We start from the raw sequence: 15213 nt of genomic DNA, 5'->3' as shown, positions 1-15213 counted from the left end.
GTTTGTAGTGTGGTTTTACGCCGCCGCGCAGCTCGACCTGCCTGTGCTTTGGCCACATCTCGAATCAAGTAGAGGTATCCCTATGCTTATCTGGTTATTGGTGGGTTTCGCAGCAGCGATTGCCCTGGCGTATCGACAAGCCGCCGCTACCCTGTGGCTGGTCACTGGCCTGGTTTGGCTGGCAGCGGGTTACCTGTTCAACGTCGTGGCCGGCCTGGGCACCGCCGTCGCGGCGGTACTGGTGGTGTTGCCGGCCCTGGTGCTGGCGCTCAAACCCCTGCGCCGCACGCTGTTGACCAGCAAGGCCCTAGGCCAGTTTCGCACGATCATGCCGGCGATGTCCGACACCGAGCGTGCGGCCATCGAGTCCGGCACTGTGTGGTGGGATGCCGAGCTGTTCAGCGGCAAGCCCAACTGGCAGCGCCTGTTGCAAGCCGCGCCGGCCAGCCTGAGTGCGGAGGAGCAAGCCTTTCTCGACAATGAGGTCGAAACCCTGTGCGACATTGCCAACGACTGGGAAACCACCCAAGTCTGGCAGGACATGTCCCCCGAAGGCTGGCGATACACCAAGGACGCCGGGTTCCTCGGCATGATTATTCCCAAGCAGTACGGAGGCAAAGGCTTCTCCCACTACGCCCACTCCCAGGTGGTGATGAAGCTGTCGACTCGCTGCTCGGCGGCGGCGATTTCGGTGATGGTGCCCAACTCCCTGGGCCCGGCCGAATTGCTGCTGCATTACGGCACCGACGCCCAGCGCAATTACTACCTGCCGCGCCTGGCGCGGGGCGAAGACATCCCGTGTTTTGCCTTGACCAGCCCGTATGCCGGCTCTGACGCGGGTGCGATCCCGGACCTGGGCATTGTCTGCAAAGGTCTGCACGAAGGCGAAGAAGTGCTGGGTTTCAAAGTGACCTGGGACAAGCGTTACATCACCCTTGGCCCGATTGCCACGGTACTGGGCCTGGCATTTCGCGCCGAAGACCCGGACGGCCTGCTTGGCGCGGCCGGTTCCCTGGGTATTACCTGTGCGCTGATCCCGACTTCTCATCCAGGGGTGAACAGCGGTCGTCGTCACTGGCCGCTGAATGCGGTGTTCCAGAACGGTCCTACCACCGGCAAGGACGTATTCATTCCACTGGAGTGGGTGATTGGCGGCCGTGAACAAGTCGGTAACGGCTGGCGCATGTTGATGGAGTGCCTGGCCGCGGGCCGGGCTATTTCCCTGCCTTCGGCTAACGTTGGCCTGGGCAAGGTCGCCGTGCGCGGCACTACAGCCTATGCGGCGATGCGCAAGCAGTTCGGCTTGCCCATCGGCAAGTTCGAAGGGGTGCAGGCTCCGTTGGCGCGCATGGCCGGGCACCTGTATGCCTGCGATGCGGTGCGCAAGGTGTCGGTAGCGTCCCTGGATGCCGGTGAGAAACCTTCAGTGATCTCAGCCATTGCCAAATACCACGTCACTGAGCGCGCGCGCATCATCGTCAACGACGGCATGGACATTGTCGCCGGCAAGGGCATCTGCATGGGGCCCAATAACTTCCTCGCCCGTGCCTATCAGCAAAGCCCCATCGCCATTACGGTGGAAGGCGCCAACATCATGACCCGCTGCCTGATCATCTTTGGCCAGGGCCTGATTCGTTGCCACCCCTATGTGTTGCGCGAAATGGAAGCGGCGCGCAACCCGGACCGGCGCAAGGCGCTGGAAGACTTCGACAGCGCGATGTTCGGCCATGTGAGTTTTGTGCTGGCCAACACCGTCCGCGCAGCGGTGCATTCCCTGACCGGCGGGCGCCTGCTCGCCGCGCCAGCCAAGACCGACCCGGCGCTGGCGTCCTACTACCGTCAGGCCAATCGGCTGTCGGTGGTGTTGGCATTGATCTCGGACATTTCCATGGGCGTGCTCGGGGGGGCCCTCAAGCGCAAGGAAAGTATCACCGGGCGTTTGGGGGATATTCTGTCGCAGCTGTACATCCTGTCGTGCGTGCTCAAGCGTTTCGAGGACGACGGCCGGCCCCAGGCAGATCTGCCGCTGGTGCATTGGGCGGCGCAGGACGCGTTGCTGCGCGCCCATGAAGCCTTGGCCGAAGTGCTCGACAACTACCCGTCGAAACCAGCGGCGACGGTGGTGCGCGCGTTGAGTTTTCCGTTTGGCATTCCCCTGCACAAACCGTCGGATCGTCTGTTGGCGCAAGTGGCCGATGTGGTGCAAACCCCTGGGGAAACCCGCGACCGCTTGCTGGCCAATTCCTACATCCCGCGCCCGGAAATCGACAAGCTGGCCTACGGCGAATTGGGCTTTCGTTTACTGCCACAGGTGGAGTCGATCGAGGCTCGGCTTAAACCCGCCATCAAGCAAGGTTTGCTTGGCCCGCTGCCGATTTCGGCCACGGCCTTTACCGAATGGCGCGTCAAGGCGCGGGCGCTGGACTTGATCAGCGACGACGAGGACGCCTTGCTGGGCCGCTATGTGGAATACGCCGATCACGGTATCCAGGTGGATGACTTCCCCCAGGATTTTGGTTTGCTGGAGGCGTTGCAGCAGCGCAAGCAGGCGCTCGAACCGGCCGCCAAACGGCGCAGCAGCCAAAGCGAAAACGCCCCGGTGAATTGACAGTGTGGGAGGGGGCTTGCCCCCTCCCACATTTGATTGGGTTTACAAGGCAAATGTGTGGCGTGAGTGAGTGCTTACCATGAGTGACAACTACCTTTCATTCGTCAACTCCCCCTGGGGCCGTCGCCTGGCCCAGGCTATTGGCTTGCCGCAACCCTTGCCGCTGCAGCGTCATCGCAGCGGCCAGGCCGGGCTGGCCAACCCGGTGATCATCGCCGGGGCAGGGCGCCTGGCGGCGTCGGTGCTGCGTATCTTCAGCGCCACCGACACCGTCGCCGCCACAGCGGCAACCCTCAAGGCGCCATCCACGGTCAAGGTGCAAGGCTCAGTGTTTGATGCCAGTGGCGTGGTCGATCTGCAACAGTTGGACGAGCTCTACCTGTTCTTCCACGCCAATGCCAAACGCCTAGGCCAACATGGCCGAGTGGTGGTGCTCGGCACCGCGCCGGAACACTGCAAGGACTTGCCCCAAGCCATCGCCCAGCGCGCCCTCGAGGGTTTGGTGCGCTCGCTGGCCAAGGAGCTGCGTCGGGCGATCACCGTGCAATTGTTGTATGTGGCGCCGGGTGCCGAGGAGGCGTTGGACAGCAGTTTGCGCTTCTTCCTGTCACGCCGCTCTGCCTATGTCTCGGGGCAGGTGGTGCGCCTGGAAAGACCTGTGGATGGCAACACCACCGTCAATTGGGACAAACCCTTCGCCGGTCGCCGTGCCTTGGTCACCGGTGCTTCCCGAGGCATCGGCCTGGCCATCGCCCAGGTGCTGGCGCGTGACGGCGCCCATGTGGTGTGCGTGGACGTGCCCCAGGCCCAGCAAGCCTTGCAACAGGCCGCCGCCAGCGTCGGCGGGTCGGCCTTGCCCCTGGACATCACCGCCGCCGACACCGCCGCGCTGTTGCAAGCCCATGTCAGCCAATACGGTGGCTTTGATGTGGTGGTGCACAACGCCGGGATCACCCGTGACAAGACCATCGCCAAGATGACCGAAGCCGCCTGGCGCAGCGTGATGGCGGTCAACCTGCAGGCACCGTTGCAGCTCAGTGAAGCCTTGCTCGACAACCAGGGCATCAACGCAGGTGGGCGCATCATCTGCGTGTCGTCGATCTCAGGGATTGCCGGCAACCTGGGGCAAAGCAACTACGCCACCTCCAAGGCGGGCGTGATTGGTCTGGTGCAAGGTCTGGCACCGCGTGCGGCGGCCCGGCAGGTCACAGTGAATGCGGTGGCGCCCGGTTTTATCGAAACCCAGATGACCGCGAAGATCCCGTTGATGATCCGTGAGGCCGGGCGGCGCATGAATTCATTGTCTCAGGGCGGGCAGCCCATTGATGTGGCCGAGACTATCGCCTGGCTCGCTCATCCTGCGTCGGGCGGAGTGAATGGCCAGGTCGTGCGGGTGTGTGGCCAAAGCCTGTTGGGAGCCTGAAGCGATGGACTATGTGACGCAGATTATCGACCCGCCGCCGTCGCGCACGCAGTTGCTGCTCGACGGTATGCGCGCTATGCGCAAGCCCAAGCTCGACGGTGCGCCGCTGTTACCCACGGCGTGTCTGGTGCGCGCTGCGGTGGCGCTTTCCCCCGCAGGTATCGCCGCTTACGCACGGGCCTGTGGCTTTCGTCCCGAACAGGGCGTGCCGCTGTCCTACCCCCATGTATTGGCCTTCCCCTTGCACTTGATGCTGCTGACCCGGCCAAGCTTTCCGTACCCGGCCAGCGGCATGGTGCATCTGGCCAATCGTATTCGTCAGCACCAGCGCCTGCACCAGGGCCAGGCGTTGCGCGTGGAGGTGTACTGCGAGCGCTGGGTCGCCCATCCGAAGGGGCAGGCATTGAGTATCGCCACCCGAGCCTTCAGTGCGGGCGCGCTGGTGTGGGAAAGCGACAGCCTGTACCTGCGCCGTAACGTCAACAACCCCGTGGGTGAGCCATGGAATGACCCATTGCCATTGCAGGAGGAAGGCTTGTTGCGCACCCAGCGCTGGGTGCTTCCCGCCGACCTGGGGCGACGCTTTGCCAAGGTCTCGGGGGATTTCAATCCGATTCACACCTCGGTGATTGGGGCCAGGCTTTTTGGTTTTCGCCGTGCCATCGCCCATGGCATGTGGACGCTGGGCCGTGCATTGGCGGCGCAACAACCGCCCGGTGGCCTGGAGCAGGCGCAAGCGCATTGCGATTTCAAGTTGCCGATTTTCCTGCCTGGCCAGGTCGCCCTGTGGAGCCACCCGGTGACCGGCCCACGCCGTGAGTTCGAAGTGCGCAATTTCGCCGGGGACAAACCCCATATGCGCGGGCTGTTTATTTGGAAAGAGAACCCGTGATGAGTGACTACAGCTTCAACCCGGCGCCAACTCGCCGCGTGGCGATTATCGGCGGCAATCGCATTCCGTTTGCTCGCTCCAACACGGTGTATGCCCATGACAGCAACCAGGATCTGCTGGTCGCCGCTCTCCAGGGCCTGGTCGACCGTTACAACCTGCATGGCCAACGCCTGGGCGAATTTGCCGCCGGGGCAGTGATCAAGCATTCGCGGGATTTCAACCTGGCCCGTGAAGCGCTGTTGTCCACCACACTGTCGCCGCAAACTCCGGCCTATGATGTGCAGCAAGCCTGCGGCACCGGGCTTGAAGCTGCGCTGCTGGTGGCGAATAAAATCGCTCTGGGCCAGATCGAAGTCGGCATTGCCGGTGGCGCCGACACCACCTCCGACGCGCCTATCGGCATCAACGAATCCTTGCGCCATACCTTGCTTGCGGCCAATCGCGCCAAGGGCATGGGCGACAAGCTCAAGCAACTCCTCAACGTGCGCCCGTCGATGTTGTTCAAGCCGCTGCTGCCGCGCAATGGCGAGCCGCGTACGGGGCTGTCCATGGGCGAGCACTGCGAAGAAATGGCCAAGCGCTGGCAGATCAAGCGCCTGGCCCAGGACGAGTTGACCCTTACCAGCCACCAACGATTGGACGCGGCCTACAACCGCGGTTTTTTCGACGACCTGATCAGCCCCCATCGCGGCCTGGCCCGCGACAATAACCTGCGTTCCGATATCAGCCTGGAGAAACTGGCGGGCCTGTCGCCGGTATTCGACCGCCAGAACGGCACCCTCACTGCCGGCAACTCCACGCCCTTGACCGATGGCGCTTCGGTGGTGCTGCTTGCCAGTGAAGAATGGGCCACCGCCAATAGCTGGCCGGTGCTGGCCTACTTGCGCACGGGTGAGACGGCGGCGGTAAATTTTGTCGACGGCACCGAGGGCCTGCTGATGGCACCGGCCTACGCCGTGCCGCGCATGTTGCAACGGGAAGGCTTGAGTTTTGCCGACTTTGATTTATTCGAGATACACGAAGCGTTTGCCGCCCAGGTGCTGTGTACGCTCAAAGCGTGGGAAGACCCTGAATATTGCCGCGAGCGGCTCGGCCTTGAGACGCCCCTGGGCACCATCGAGCGCAGCAAGATGAACGTCAACGGTGGCTCACTGGGCTGCGGCCATCCGTTCGCGGCCACTGGCGGTCGGCAATTGGCGGCGCTGGCCAAGGCGATCCATGAACGCGGTGGTGGCCGCGGCCTGATCTCGATCTGTGCGGCGGGTGGATTGGGCATTACCGCCATCGTCGAAAAGTAACGCTTTTAAAAACAACAATAAGGACACTGCCATGAACGCTATCAGCCTGGAACACACCGAACGTATCTGGTTGAACACTTACCTGCCCGGCGTTCCAGCCGATATCGAGACCGGGATCGAGGAGTATCCGTCGCTGCGTGAAGTGTTCCTGGAGCATCTGGAAAAATTCAGCGAGCGGGTGGCCTACGTCAGCATCGGCACCGAAATGACCTACGCCGACTGGCGGGTTCAGGGCATCGCCTTTGCCGCTTGGTTACAGGGCCAGGGCGTAAAGAAGGGCGACCGCGTGGCGCTGATGATGCCCAACTGCTTGCAGTACCCGATCTGCCTGTTGGGCACGATCCTGGCCGGTGCCGTGGTGGTCAACGTCAACCCGTTGTACACCGCCCATGAACTCAAGCACTTGCTTAAGGACAGCGGCGCCGAAACCGTGGTGATCTTCGAGAACTTCGCCCACACCCTGGAAAAAGCCATGGCCGGCAGCAGCGTCAAGCGCGTGGTGCTAGCGGCTATCGGTGATTTGCTGGGGACCTTCAAGGGCGCGGCGATGAACTTTATCCTGCGCCGCGTGCAGAAGCAGGTGCCGGCTTTCAAGCTGCCCGGCGCGCTGCGCTTCAAGCAGGTGCTTGAACAGGGCAGGGGGTTGCACCACTTGCCGGTTGCATTGGATCGCGATGAACTGGCCTTCCTGCAGTACACCGGCGGCACTACCGGCGATGCCAAGGGCGTGATGCTCAGCCATCGCAATATCATTGCCAACCTGCTGCAAGCCAAGGCCTGGGTCGGCGACCAACTGGACCAGCACAAGCAGGAAACCAATGTGACCCTGCTGCCGCTTTACCACATCTTTTCGCTGACCGTGAATTGCCTGATGTTCATGTGCCTGGGCGGGCGCAATATCCTCATCGCCAACCCGAGGGACGTGAAGCGGGTGCAGATGATCCTGCGCAAAGAGCGCTTCAACGGGATTGCCGGGGTTAACACGCTGTTTAATGGCTTGCTGGAGAACAAGGAATTCTGCTCGCGGGATTTTTCCGACCTGCGCCTGGTGATCGCCGGCGGTATGGCCACCCACACCGCGGTGGCCAAGCGCTGGAAGGAGGTGACCGGGCTGCCGATCATCGAAGGCTACGGGCTGACCGAGTGTTCGCCCGTGGTGAGCATCAGCCCTATCGATATTTCGCGTATGCGCGAGATGGAATTTACCGGCAGCATCGGCGTGCCGTTGCCGTCGACCTGGGTGCGTTTCATGCGCGAAGACGGCGAGCTGGCTGACATCGGCGAGCAAGGCGAGCTGCAAGTACGCGGCCCGCAAGTGATGCAGGGCTACTGGAAGCGGCCCAAGGAAACCGCTGAGGTATTGGATGCCGACGGTTGGCTGTCCACCGGCGATATCGGGGTGATGGACGCGCGCGGCTATATTCGCCTGGTGGACCGCAAGAAGGACATGATCCTGGTCTCGGGTTTCAATGTGTACCCCAATGAAATCGAGGACGTGGTGGCGATGCACCCGGGTGTCGCGGAAGTGGCCGCGATCGGTGTGGAAGATGCCGTGAGTGGGGAGAAGGTCAAGATCATCGTGGTGCGCAAGGATCCGGCCCTGACCCAGGAGCAGATTCTTGCGCATTGCCGGGAATACCTGACGGGGTACAAGGTGCCCCGGTATGTGGAGTTCCGCAGTACCGAGCTGCCCAAGACGACGGTTGGCAAGGTACTGCGGCGCGCATTGCGCTGACTCGGTTTACCGGGGCTGGCCAATCGTCAGAGGTAACCATCGTCGGGGAAATTGAGACCAATGACATCCTGGCTGTGGATCGGTCGGATGCTTTTGATCAAGAAATCAGTCTTGCCATTTCCCGTCAAATCGACACCGAGGAAGTACCTATTGGTTTTTGGGTTGAATGTCAGGATGGTATCGCCCGGTTGTCCGCTGTACTGACTGACGTAGTTGAGTTGGACTTGCGAATTTTCGCTCAGGCTGCTCAAGTCGATTTTGTCTTGGCCTGTGGTGAAGTCCATAAGCAAGTCAGCGTTGTTGCGCGGGGAGTCGCCGGCGGCATGATAAGTAAACGTGTTGGAGCCACCGTTGCCGGTCAGTATGTCGGCTCCGCCACCTCCAGTCAGGACGTTGTCCGCACTGTTTCCGGTAATACGATCGTTGCCTGTGCCGCCTTTCGCGTTTTCGATAAGGGTTTGGGCGCTGATGTGCACGTTGTTAGTCAAACCACCCACGCTGGAGCGTGAATCCGGGGTCAGGTTGATTCGCTGGTTTTGCGCGAAGTCAGAGAAGTCCAGCGTGTCATTGCCTTGTTTGTCGTGCACGCTGAAACCGGGCCTGTCGGTGGGAGACGTAAGGCTGGTTTCAGGCTTGCCCGTGTTGGAGTTGAAGCCGTAGACAGTGTCGGCGGCTGTGGATTGCGCAAGTGGAGGCGTAACCGGGGGTGGCGTCGTGGGTACCGGAGCGGGAACGGAAGGGCGTGTAGGTTTTGATTCAGGTAGCACCACTGGGGTGGCATTCGTCAAAATATCTGTGGGCTTTATGGGCTTTTCACTCAGGATCACCAGCATGGAATAGGGGTCGCCAGTTACATTCATGATCAGCCTGTAGCGCTTGATACTCTCATCGTAGTCCAGCGTCAGTTCGCCTTTCTTCCCCGTGTGCCAGTCAACAAGCTTGGGTTTCTGGATGCCCGCATCTTTCAACATGGTTGACAGGTCAATCTTGTCGATGCCACTTGTGAAGTCTGTGAGTGTATCGGGGTTTTCACCAGGTGAGTCGCTGACACTGTTATATACAAACGTATCTGCGCCACCTCCACCGGTCAGCGTGTCGCCGCCAGCACCTCCCCTCATGCGGTTGTTGGCATCATTGCCGATCAGCACGTCGTGCCCCGAGCCGCCAATGGCATTTTCAATAACAACGCCCTTGGCGATTGATACATTACCCTGACGGCCGCCGACATCTGAGATTTTTCCCGCGTTCAAGTTGATCCTTTGATCTTTTTTGAATCCGGAAAAATCCAGAGTGTCTTCGCCGCCGTTATCCCAGATACAAAAGAACGGCAAGTCGTTGGGGGAGGTCAACGTGTAGTGGTCGCGCTCTGTGTTGGAGTTGAAACCGTAGGTCGTATTGCCTTTACGGGTTTCGTCGTTGGCCTTGTATTGCAGATGAGCGCCGGCAATATCGTGCATCATCGGGGTTTGGGAAGAGTCCGATACGAACGAGTTTTTATTATTTCCATTGGGGCGAAACAAGCTGAATTTATAACTCATAGTGCTATAGACGTCGCTGCTTTGAGGCAGGTCAAGATCCGGATGCTCAAGTCCCAAGGTGTGCCCGATCTCGTGGACCATTGCCGCATGCAGCCCGGCCCCTTCATTTTTTCCGATATTTACGTCCTGAGCGCCGTAAGCATTTGGCAACGTAGCGTCACCGCCCCCACCTGAGACTTCCCGAACTGACAGGTGAGTGTCAGCATTTTTGCCATTTTCGACAAAATTGACTTTTATAACATCTTCCCAAGACCGAAGTGCCTGCCTGAATGCTCTCTTTTTGGTCTCGCTGAATTCGGTAAATGCATAGGACACAGTGAGTTGTCCGTCACCATTGCGATCTTGTATTTTATAGTTGCTGCGAGTGAGACTTTTAGCAACTTCATTGGGAGGATCGGAAGAGAGTGAGTTGCTAGCGGATAAGTTGGAAGTTTCGGTTGTCACAGAGAACGATTTTGCGGGCGGGCAGTAAGCGCGAATCGACGACATGATTGAGACCCTTGAGTAAGTGGGTATTAGTTGCTGGCCATGCTTGCAATTGATGTTGAAGGCGGGGGTAAGTTAGACGCTTTTGGGAGGCTGCTCTAGGGGTACAGTATTTCGATATGTGATTGTGTTGTTAGGTAACTGTGATCATGTTGCTAGTGTGCTAGGTGTTGTCGGAATAATTACTTTGTGGGGGAGGTGCCAAGATAGTTAATCGAAGGGCGAGCGTTATCTTGTCAGATGGAATGAGCGTTGAATGGCTCGTGCTCTCATATTTTCGTTATTTAGAAAACAAGCAATGAGTGCGCGCAAAGAACATGCAACAATGAGTGACGTCGCCCGTAGACAGGGCGACGTGATTGATTATTTGCACCGGGATTGATTAAAGCGCGCTGACCTTGACCCAACGTTCTTCGAGGGCTGCCACGCGAATCGCTGTCGCCAATCGCTCTACCTCCCATGCAGCCTCAAAGTCCGTGCCATCCGCACCTTGCCCCGCCAGCGCCATGATCAATTCCTGCACCTCCAGCGTCTTCAGCTCGTTGTAGCCCAACTGATGCCCCGCCGCCGGGCTGAACGCCGCATAGCCGGGCAGCGCAGGGCCTGCCAACACGCGTTGAAAGCCGTCCTGCCCGACGCGGTGCAGGCGCAGTTCATTCAAGCGCTCCTGATCGAACGCCAAGGTGCCTTTGGTCCCGCTTATTTCAAAGCACAGGTGGTTTTTGTAGCCGTGCTTGAGCCAACTGCTGCTCACCGTGCCGCCTGCACCGTTGGCGAAGCGCAGCAGGGCGTGCACCTGGTCATCCACGGCGATGGATTTCAAATCAGTGCTGCCTTGGGTAGCGGGGCGCTGAGCATGCACGGTCTGGGTATCGGCACACACACTGATCACATCGCCCACAAGGTAACGCGCCATCGACAGCAAATGGCTGCCCAGGTCAGCCAGAGCACCACCGGCGTGTCCCACTTCGCAGCGCCACGACCACGGCGAGACCGGATCGGCCATGAAGTCTTCGCTGAACTCACCCTGGAAGCTGATGATCTGGCCCAGCTCACCCCGGGCTAGCATCTGGCGCGCCAACACGATCATCGGGTTGTGCTGGTAGTTGTAGCCCACTCGCGTCACCACCCCGGCGTTGCTGGCTGCACGGCGCATGGCATCGGCTTGCTCCAGGCTGATGGCCAGGGGTTTCTCGCAGTACACCGCTTTGCCCGCCGCAATCGCGGCCATGGCCATGGGGTAGTGCAGGTGGTTGGGGGTGGTGATGGCCACGACATCGACCTTAGGGTCCTCGATCAGCGCCTGCCAATCACCATGGGCCTGGGCAAACCCCCAGGCCGTGGCGCAGCGTTGGGCTCGCTCGGTGTCGGCATCGGCCAGGGCAGCAAGCTTTAGCTGTACCGGCAACTCGAACACTGTGCGCGCGTTATTGAACGCTAACGCGTGGGCACGGCCCATGAAGCCTGTGCCGATCAAGCCGATTCCGAGTTCACGCATAGCCGTGGTCCTTTGATTATTGTTTTCAGGGATGGCATTAATGGAATAAAAATTCGCAAATATCAATAGTTGGAATAAAAATTCACTCATCACTTCAGTTGATATGAACCTATTCAGCCGTAGCCAAACGCCGCCAGTTAACAAAAGATAACGTAGCGCCGATTGTCAGACGATTCCAAAGCCCGATAGGATGGCCCGTGCTGACTCCAGGCGCTCTAGATTGCAGGTTTCAACGTCCTGGAAGATAAGCCGACCTAACAATAATAAATGGGAGAAAGGTCTATGAGTGAGCCTGTCATGGGTTGGGTTGTTTGCCGCCCACGCGCCGCACGCAGGGTTGCGTTGCTGGCCACAGCGCTCTCGCTGCTTGCCGGTGCGGTGTTGTCTACGCCCGTGCTGGCCGCCAGCGATACCTCCGCCGCCGCGGTATTTGCGATTCAATCCCCCAAGGCCGCCAAAGGCTTGATGATCGATGTGGTTCACGCCGGCAAGCGCCTGGTGGCGGTCGGTGATCGTGGGCATATCCTGTATTCCGATGACCAGGGCAACACCTGGACCCAAGCCAAAGTTCCCACCCGGCAACTGCTCACGGCGGTGTTTTTCGTCGATGACCAACAGGGCTGGGCCGTCGGCCATGATGCGCAAATTCTTGCCAGTTCCGATGGCGGCGTCACTTGGACCCAGCAATATGAAGACCTCAAGCGTGAAGCGCCGTTGCTCGATGTGTGGTTCAACGATGCCAAGCACGGACTGGCCGTCGGCGCCTACGGTGCGTTGATTGAAACCACCGACGGCGGCACCACCTGGGCCGACGTCAGTGACCGCCTCGATAACGAAGACCAGTTTCACCTCAACGCCATCGCCCGGATCAAGGACGCCGGCCTGTTTATCGTCGGCGAACAGGGCAGCATGTTCCGCTCCAGCGACGATGGCCAAACCTGGGAGAAACTCGAAGGCCCCTACGAGGGCTCGTTGTTTGGCGTGATCAGTACGGCGCAGCCGCAGACCCTGCTGGCTTATGGCTTGCGCGGCAATCTCTACCGCTCCACGGATTTCGGCAGCACCTGGGAACAGGTCGAACTCAATGCCACACGCGGTGCGCTTGAGTTCGGCCTGTCTGGCGCCACCTTGCTTGATGATGGCGCCATCGTCGTCGTCGGCAACGGTGGCAGCGTGGTGGTCAGCCATGACGACGGCCAGACGTTCAGCGTGTTCAATCGCCCGGACCGGATTTCACTCTCGGCAGTCACAGCCGCAGGCAATGGCAACTTGATTCTGGCGGGGCAGGGTGGCGTTCGTGTCGCCACGCCCGCCGGCGCCGAACTCGTAAAACAATAAGAAGGGCGGGGAACGCATGAGCAGTCATCACAACGATAAAGCGACCTTTCTTGAGCGCCTGATTTTTAACAATCGCCCGGCGGTGATCGTCATCTGCCTGCTGGTGAGTATTTTCCTGTTCTGGCAGGCGACGTTGATTCGCCCGTCTACCAGCTTTGAAAAGATGATCCCCCTCAAGCACCCCTTCATCGAAAAGATGATGGAGCACCGCAACGACCTGGCCAACCTGGGCAACACCGTGCGCATTTCGGTGGAGGCCAAGGATGGGGATATCTTCACCAAGGACTATATGGAGACCCTGCGTCAGATCAATGACGAGGTGTTCTACATCTCTGGCGTCGATCGTTCGGGCCTCAAGTCGCTGTGGAGCCCCAGCGTGCGCTGGACCGAAGTGACCGAAGAAGGCTTTGCCGGCGGTGAAGTGATCCCGCAGAGCTACAACGGCTCGCCGCAAAGCCTCGACCAACTGCGCAACAACGTGCTCAAGTCCGGCCAGGTCGGGCGTTTGGTGGCTAACGATTTCAAGTCGAGCATTGTCGATATCCCGTTGCTGGAGTCCTACCCGGACCCGCAGGACCAGGGCAAGCTACTGGCCCTGGACTACCAGAAGTTTTCCCACGAGCTTGAGGACAAGATCCGCAACAAGTTCGAGGCGCAAAACCCTAATGTAAAAATCCACATTGTCGGCTTTGCCAAGAAAGTCGGAGACCTGATCGACGGCCTGATCATGGTGGTGCTGTTCTTTGGCGTGGCCTTTGGCATCACCCTGATCCTGTTGCTGTGGTTCACCAACTGCCTGCGCAGCACCATCGCGGTGTTGAGCACCACATTGGTGGCGGTGGTATGGCAGTTGGGCCTGATGCATGCCGCCGGTTTCGGGCTGGATCCCTACTCGATGCTGGTACCGTTCCTGATCTTCGCCATCGGTATTTCCCACGGCGTACAGAAGATCAATGGCATCGCCCTGCAATCCGGTGAGGCCGACAACGCCCTGACGGCTGCGCGCCGCACGTTCCGGCAACTGTTCCTGCCGGGGATGATCGCGATTCTCGCGGATGCGGTTGGCTTTATTACCCTGCTGATCATTGATATCGGCGTGATCCGTGAACTGGCCATCGGCGCATCGATCGGCGTGGCGGTGATCGTGTTCACCAACCTGATCCTGCTGCCGGTGGCGATTTCCTACGTTGGCATCAGCAAACGCGCCATCGCCAAAAGCAAGAAAGATGCGAACCGTGAACATGCGTTCTGGCGCCTGCTGTCCGGATTCGCCAGCCCGAAAGTCGCGCCGGTCTCGATTTTCCTGGCCTTGGTCGCCTTTGGCGGCGGCCTGTGGTACAGCCAGAACCTGAAGATCGGCGACCTCGACCAAGGCGCACCGGAACTGCGCCCGGACTCGCGCTACAACAAAGATAACAACTTCATCATCAGCAACTACTCCACCAGCTCCGACGTGCTGGTAGTGATGGTCAAGACCCGTGCCGAAGGCTGCTCGCGCTATGAAGCCATGGCGCCCATCGACCAGTTGATGTGGAAGATGCAGAACACCGAGGGGGTGCAGTCGGCGATCTCGTTGGTGACCGTATCCAAACAAATGATCAAAGGCATGAACGAGGGCAACCTGAAATGGGAAACCCTGTCGCGCAACCCCGATGTGCTGAACAACTCCATCGCCCGTGCCGATGGCCTGTACAACAACAACTGTTCCCTGGCGCCGGTGCTGGTGTTCCTCAACGATCACAAGGCCGAAACCCTCGACCGTGCGGTGCACGCTGTGCAGGACTTCGCCAAGGAAAACAACAAGGACGGCCTGGAGTTCATCCTCGCTGCCGGTAACGCAGGGATCGAAGCGGCCACCAACGAGGTGATCAAGGAGTCGGAACTGATCATCCTGATCCTGGTGTACCTGTGTGTGGCGACCATGTGCATGATCACCTTCCGGTCCTGGGCGGCGACTTTGTGCATTGTGCTGCCGCTGGTGCTGACCTCGGTGCTGGGTAACGCGCTGATGGCGTTCATGGGTATTGGCGTCAAGGTCGCGACCTTGCCGGTGGTGGCCCTGGGCGTGGGGATTGGCGTGGACTACGGTATCTACATCTACAGCCGTCTGGAAAGTTTCCTGCGTGCAGGTTTGCCGCTGCAAGAGGCGTACTACCAGACATTGAAGTCCACCGGTAAAGCTGTGCTGTTCACCGGTCTGTGCCTGGCCATTGGTGTGTGTACCTGGATCTTTTCGGCCATCAAGTTCCAGGCCGACATGGGCTTGATGCTGACCTTCATGCTGCTGTGGAACATGTTTGGTGCGCTGTGGCTGTTGCCGGCACTGGCAAGGTTTCTGATCAAGCCCGAGAAGCTTGCGGGGCAGAAGGGCAATTCATTGTTTGCCCACTGAGCCCT

Annotated in this window: 9 protein-coding genes; 7 read left to right on the top strand and 2 right to left on the bottom strand. The window is 59.7% G+C overall.

Annotation, left to right across the window (positions count from 1 at the left end):
* Positions 1–82: 82 nt before the first annotated feature.
* The 5 genes from E4P00_RS11015 to E4P00_RS10995 all read left to right on the top strand — a co-directional run bounded on the left by E4P00_RS11015 (position 83) and on the right by E4P00_RS10995 (position 7956).
* Positions 83–2608: an acyl-CoA dehydrogenase gene (locus tag E4P00_RS11015; protein WP_248131437.1), complete on the top strand. Its 2526-nt coding sequence runs from the start codon at positions 83–85 to the stop codon at positions 2606–2608.
* Between the two features lie 79 nt (positions 2609–2687).
* Positions 2688–4031: a 3-oxoacyl-ACP reductase gene (locus tag E4P00_RS11010; protein WP_248131435.1), complete on the top strand. Its 1344-nt coding sequence runs from the start codon at positions 2688–2690 to the stop codon at positions 4029–4031.
* A 4-nt stretch (positions 4032–4035) separates the two neighbouring features.
* Positions 4036–4923 carry a MaoC/PaaZ C-terminal domain-containing protein gene (locus tag E4P00_RS11005; RefSeq protein WP_248131432.1) on the top strand — a complete coding sequence of 296 codons (888 nt, stop codon included), beginning with the start codon at positions 4036–4038 and terminating at the stop codon, positions 4921–4923.
* A complete protein-coding gene (locus E4P00_RS11000) occupies positions 4923–6221 on the top strand; it encodes an acetyl-CoA C-acetyltransferase (protein ID WP_248131430.1) in 1299 nt (432 codons plus the stop codon). Before E4P00_RS11005 ends, E4P00_RS11000 begins: the two co-directional genes overlap by 1 nt.
* Before the next feature lie 31 nt (positions 6222–6252).
* A complete protein-coding gene (locus E4P00_RS10995; protein WP_248131428.1) occupies positions 6253–7956 on the top strand; it encodes an AMP-binding protein in 1704 nt (567 codons plus the stop codon).
* 26 nt (positions 7957–7982) lie between these two features.
* Here E4P00_RS10995 and E4P00_RS10990 read toward each other — a convergent pair whose 3' ends face one another.
* Both E4P00_RS10990 and E4P00_RS10985 read right to left on the bottom strand, forming a co-directional pair.
* Entirely contained in the window at positions 7983–9983 is a 2001-nt protein-coding gene (locus tag E4P00_RS10990; RefSeq protein ID WP_248131425.1) for a M10 family metallopeptidase C-terminal domain-containing protein, read from the bottom strand.
* Positions 9984–10362: 379 nt separating this feature from the next.
* Complete coding sequence (locus E4P00_RS10985) at positions 10363–11478, bottom strand: Gfo/Idh/MocA family oxidoreductase (RefSeq protein WP_248131423.1); 1116 nt, start codon at positions 11476–11478, stop codon at positions 10363–10365.
* Between the two features lie 297 nt (positions 11479–11775).
* Between E4P00_RS10985 and E4P00_RS10980 the strand changes: the two genes are divergently transcribed.
* Together E4P00_RS10980 and E4P00_RS10975 are read left to right on the top strand one after the other, a co-directional pair.
* Positions 11776–12816: a YCF48-related protein gene (locus E4P00_RS10980; RefSeq protein WP_248131484.1), complete on the top strand. Its 1041-nt coding sequence runs from the start codon at positions 11776–11778 to the stop codon at positions 12814–12816.
* 16 nt (positions 12817–12832) lie between these two features.
* Entirely contained in the window at positions 12833–15208 is a 2376-nt protein-coding gene (locus E4P00_RS10975; RefSeq protein ID WP_248131421.1) for an RND family transporter, read from the top strand.
* The last annotated feature ends 5 nt before the right edge of the window (positions 15209–15213 follow it).

The organism is Pseudomonas sp. B329 (assembly GCF_023127835.1).
Taxonomy (GTDB): domain Bacteria; phylum Pseudomonadota; class Gammaproteobacteria; order Pseudomonadales; family Pseudomonadaceae; genus Aquipseudomonas; species Aquipseudomonas synxantha_A.
This window is presented reverse-complemented; position numbering and strand designations above follow the sequence as displayed.

Excerpts from the sequence above, each read along its gene's own strand:
- E4P00_RS11015 (WP_248131437.1), top strand. The coding sequence starts at position 83 with ATGCTTATCTGGTTATTGGTGGGTTTCGCAGCAGCGATTGCCCTGGCG.
- E4P00_RS11010 (WP_248131435.1), top strand. The coding sequence starts at position 2,688 with ATGAGTGACAACTACCTTTCATTCGTCAACTCCCCCTGGGGCCGTCGC.
- E4P00_RS11005 (WP_248131432.1), top strand. The coding sequence starts at position 4,036 with ATGGACTATGTGACGCAGATTATCGACCCGCCGCCGTCGCGCACGCAG.
- E4P00_RS11000 (WP_248131430.1), top strand. The coding sequence starts at position 4,923 with ATGAGTGACTACAGCTTCAACCCGGCGCCAACTCGCCGCGTGGCGATT.
- E4P00_RS10995 (WP_248131428.1), top strand. The coding sequence starts at position 6,253 with ATGAACGCTATCAGCCTGGAACACACCGAACGTATCTGGTTGAACACT.
- E4P00_RS10990 (WP_248131425.1), bottom strand. The coding sequence starts at position 9,983 with ATGTCGTCGATTCGCGCTTACTGCCCGCCCGCAAAATCGTTCTCTGTG.
- E4P00_RS10985 (WP_248131423.1), bottom strand. The coding sequence starts at position 11,478 with ATGCGTGAACTCGGAATCGGCTTGATCGGCACAGGCTTCATGGGCCGT.
- E4P00_RS10980 (WP_248131484.1), top strand. The coding sequence starts at position 11,776 with ATGGGTTGGGTTGTTTGCCGCCCACGCGCCGCACGCAGGGTTGCGTTG.
- E4P00_RS10975 (WP_248131421.1), top strand. The coding sequence starts at position 12,833 with ATGAGCAGTCATCACAACGATAAAGCGACCTTTCTTGAGCGCCTGATT.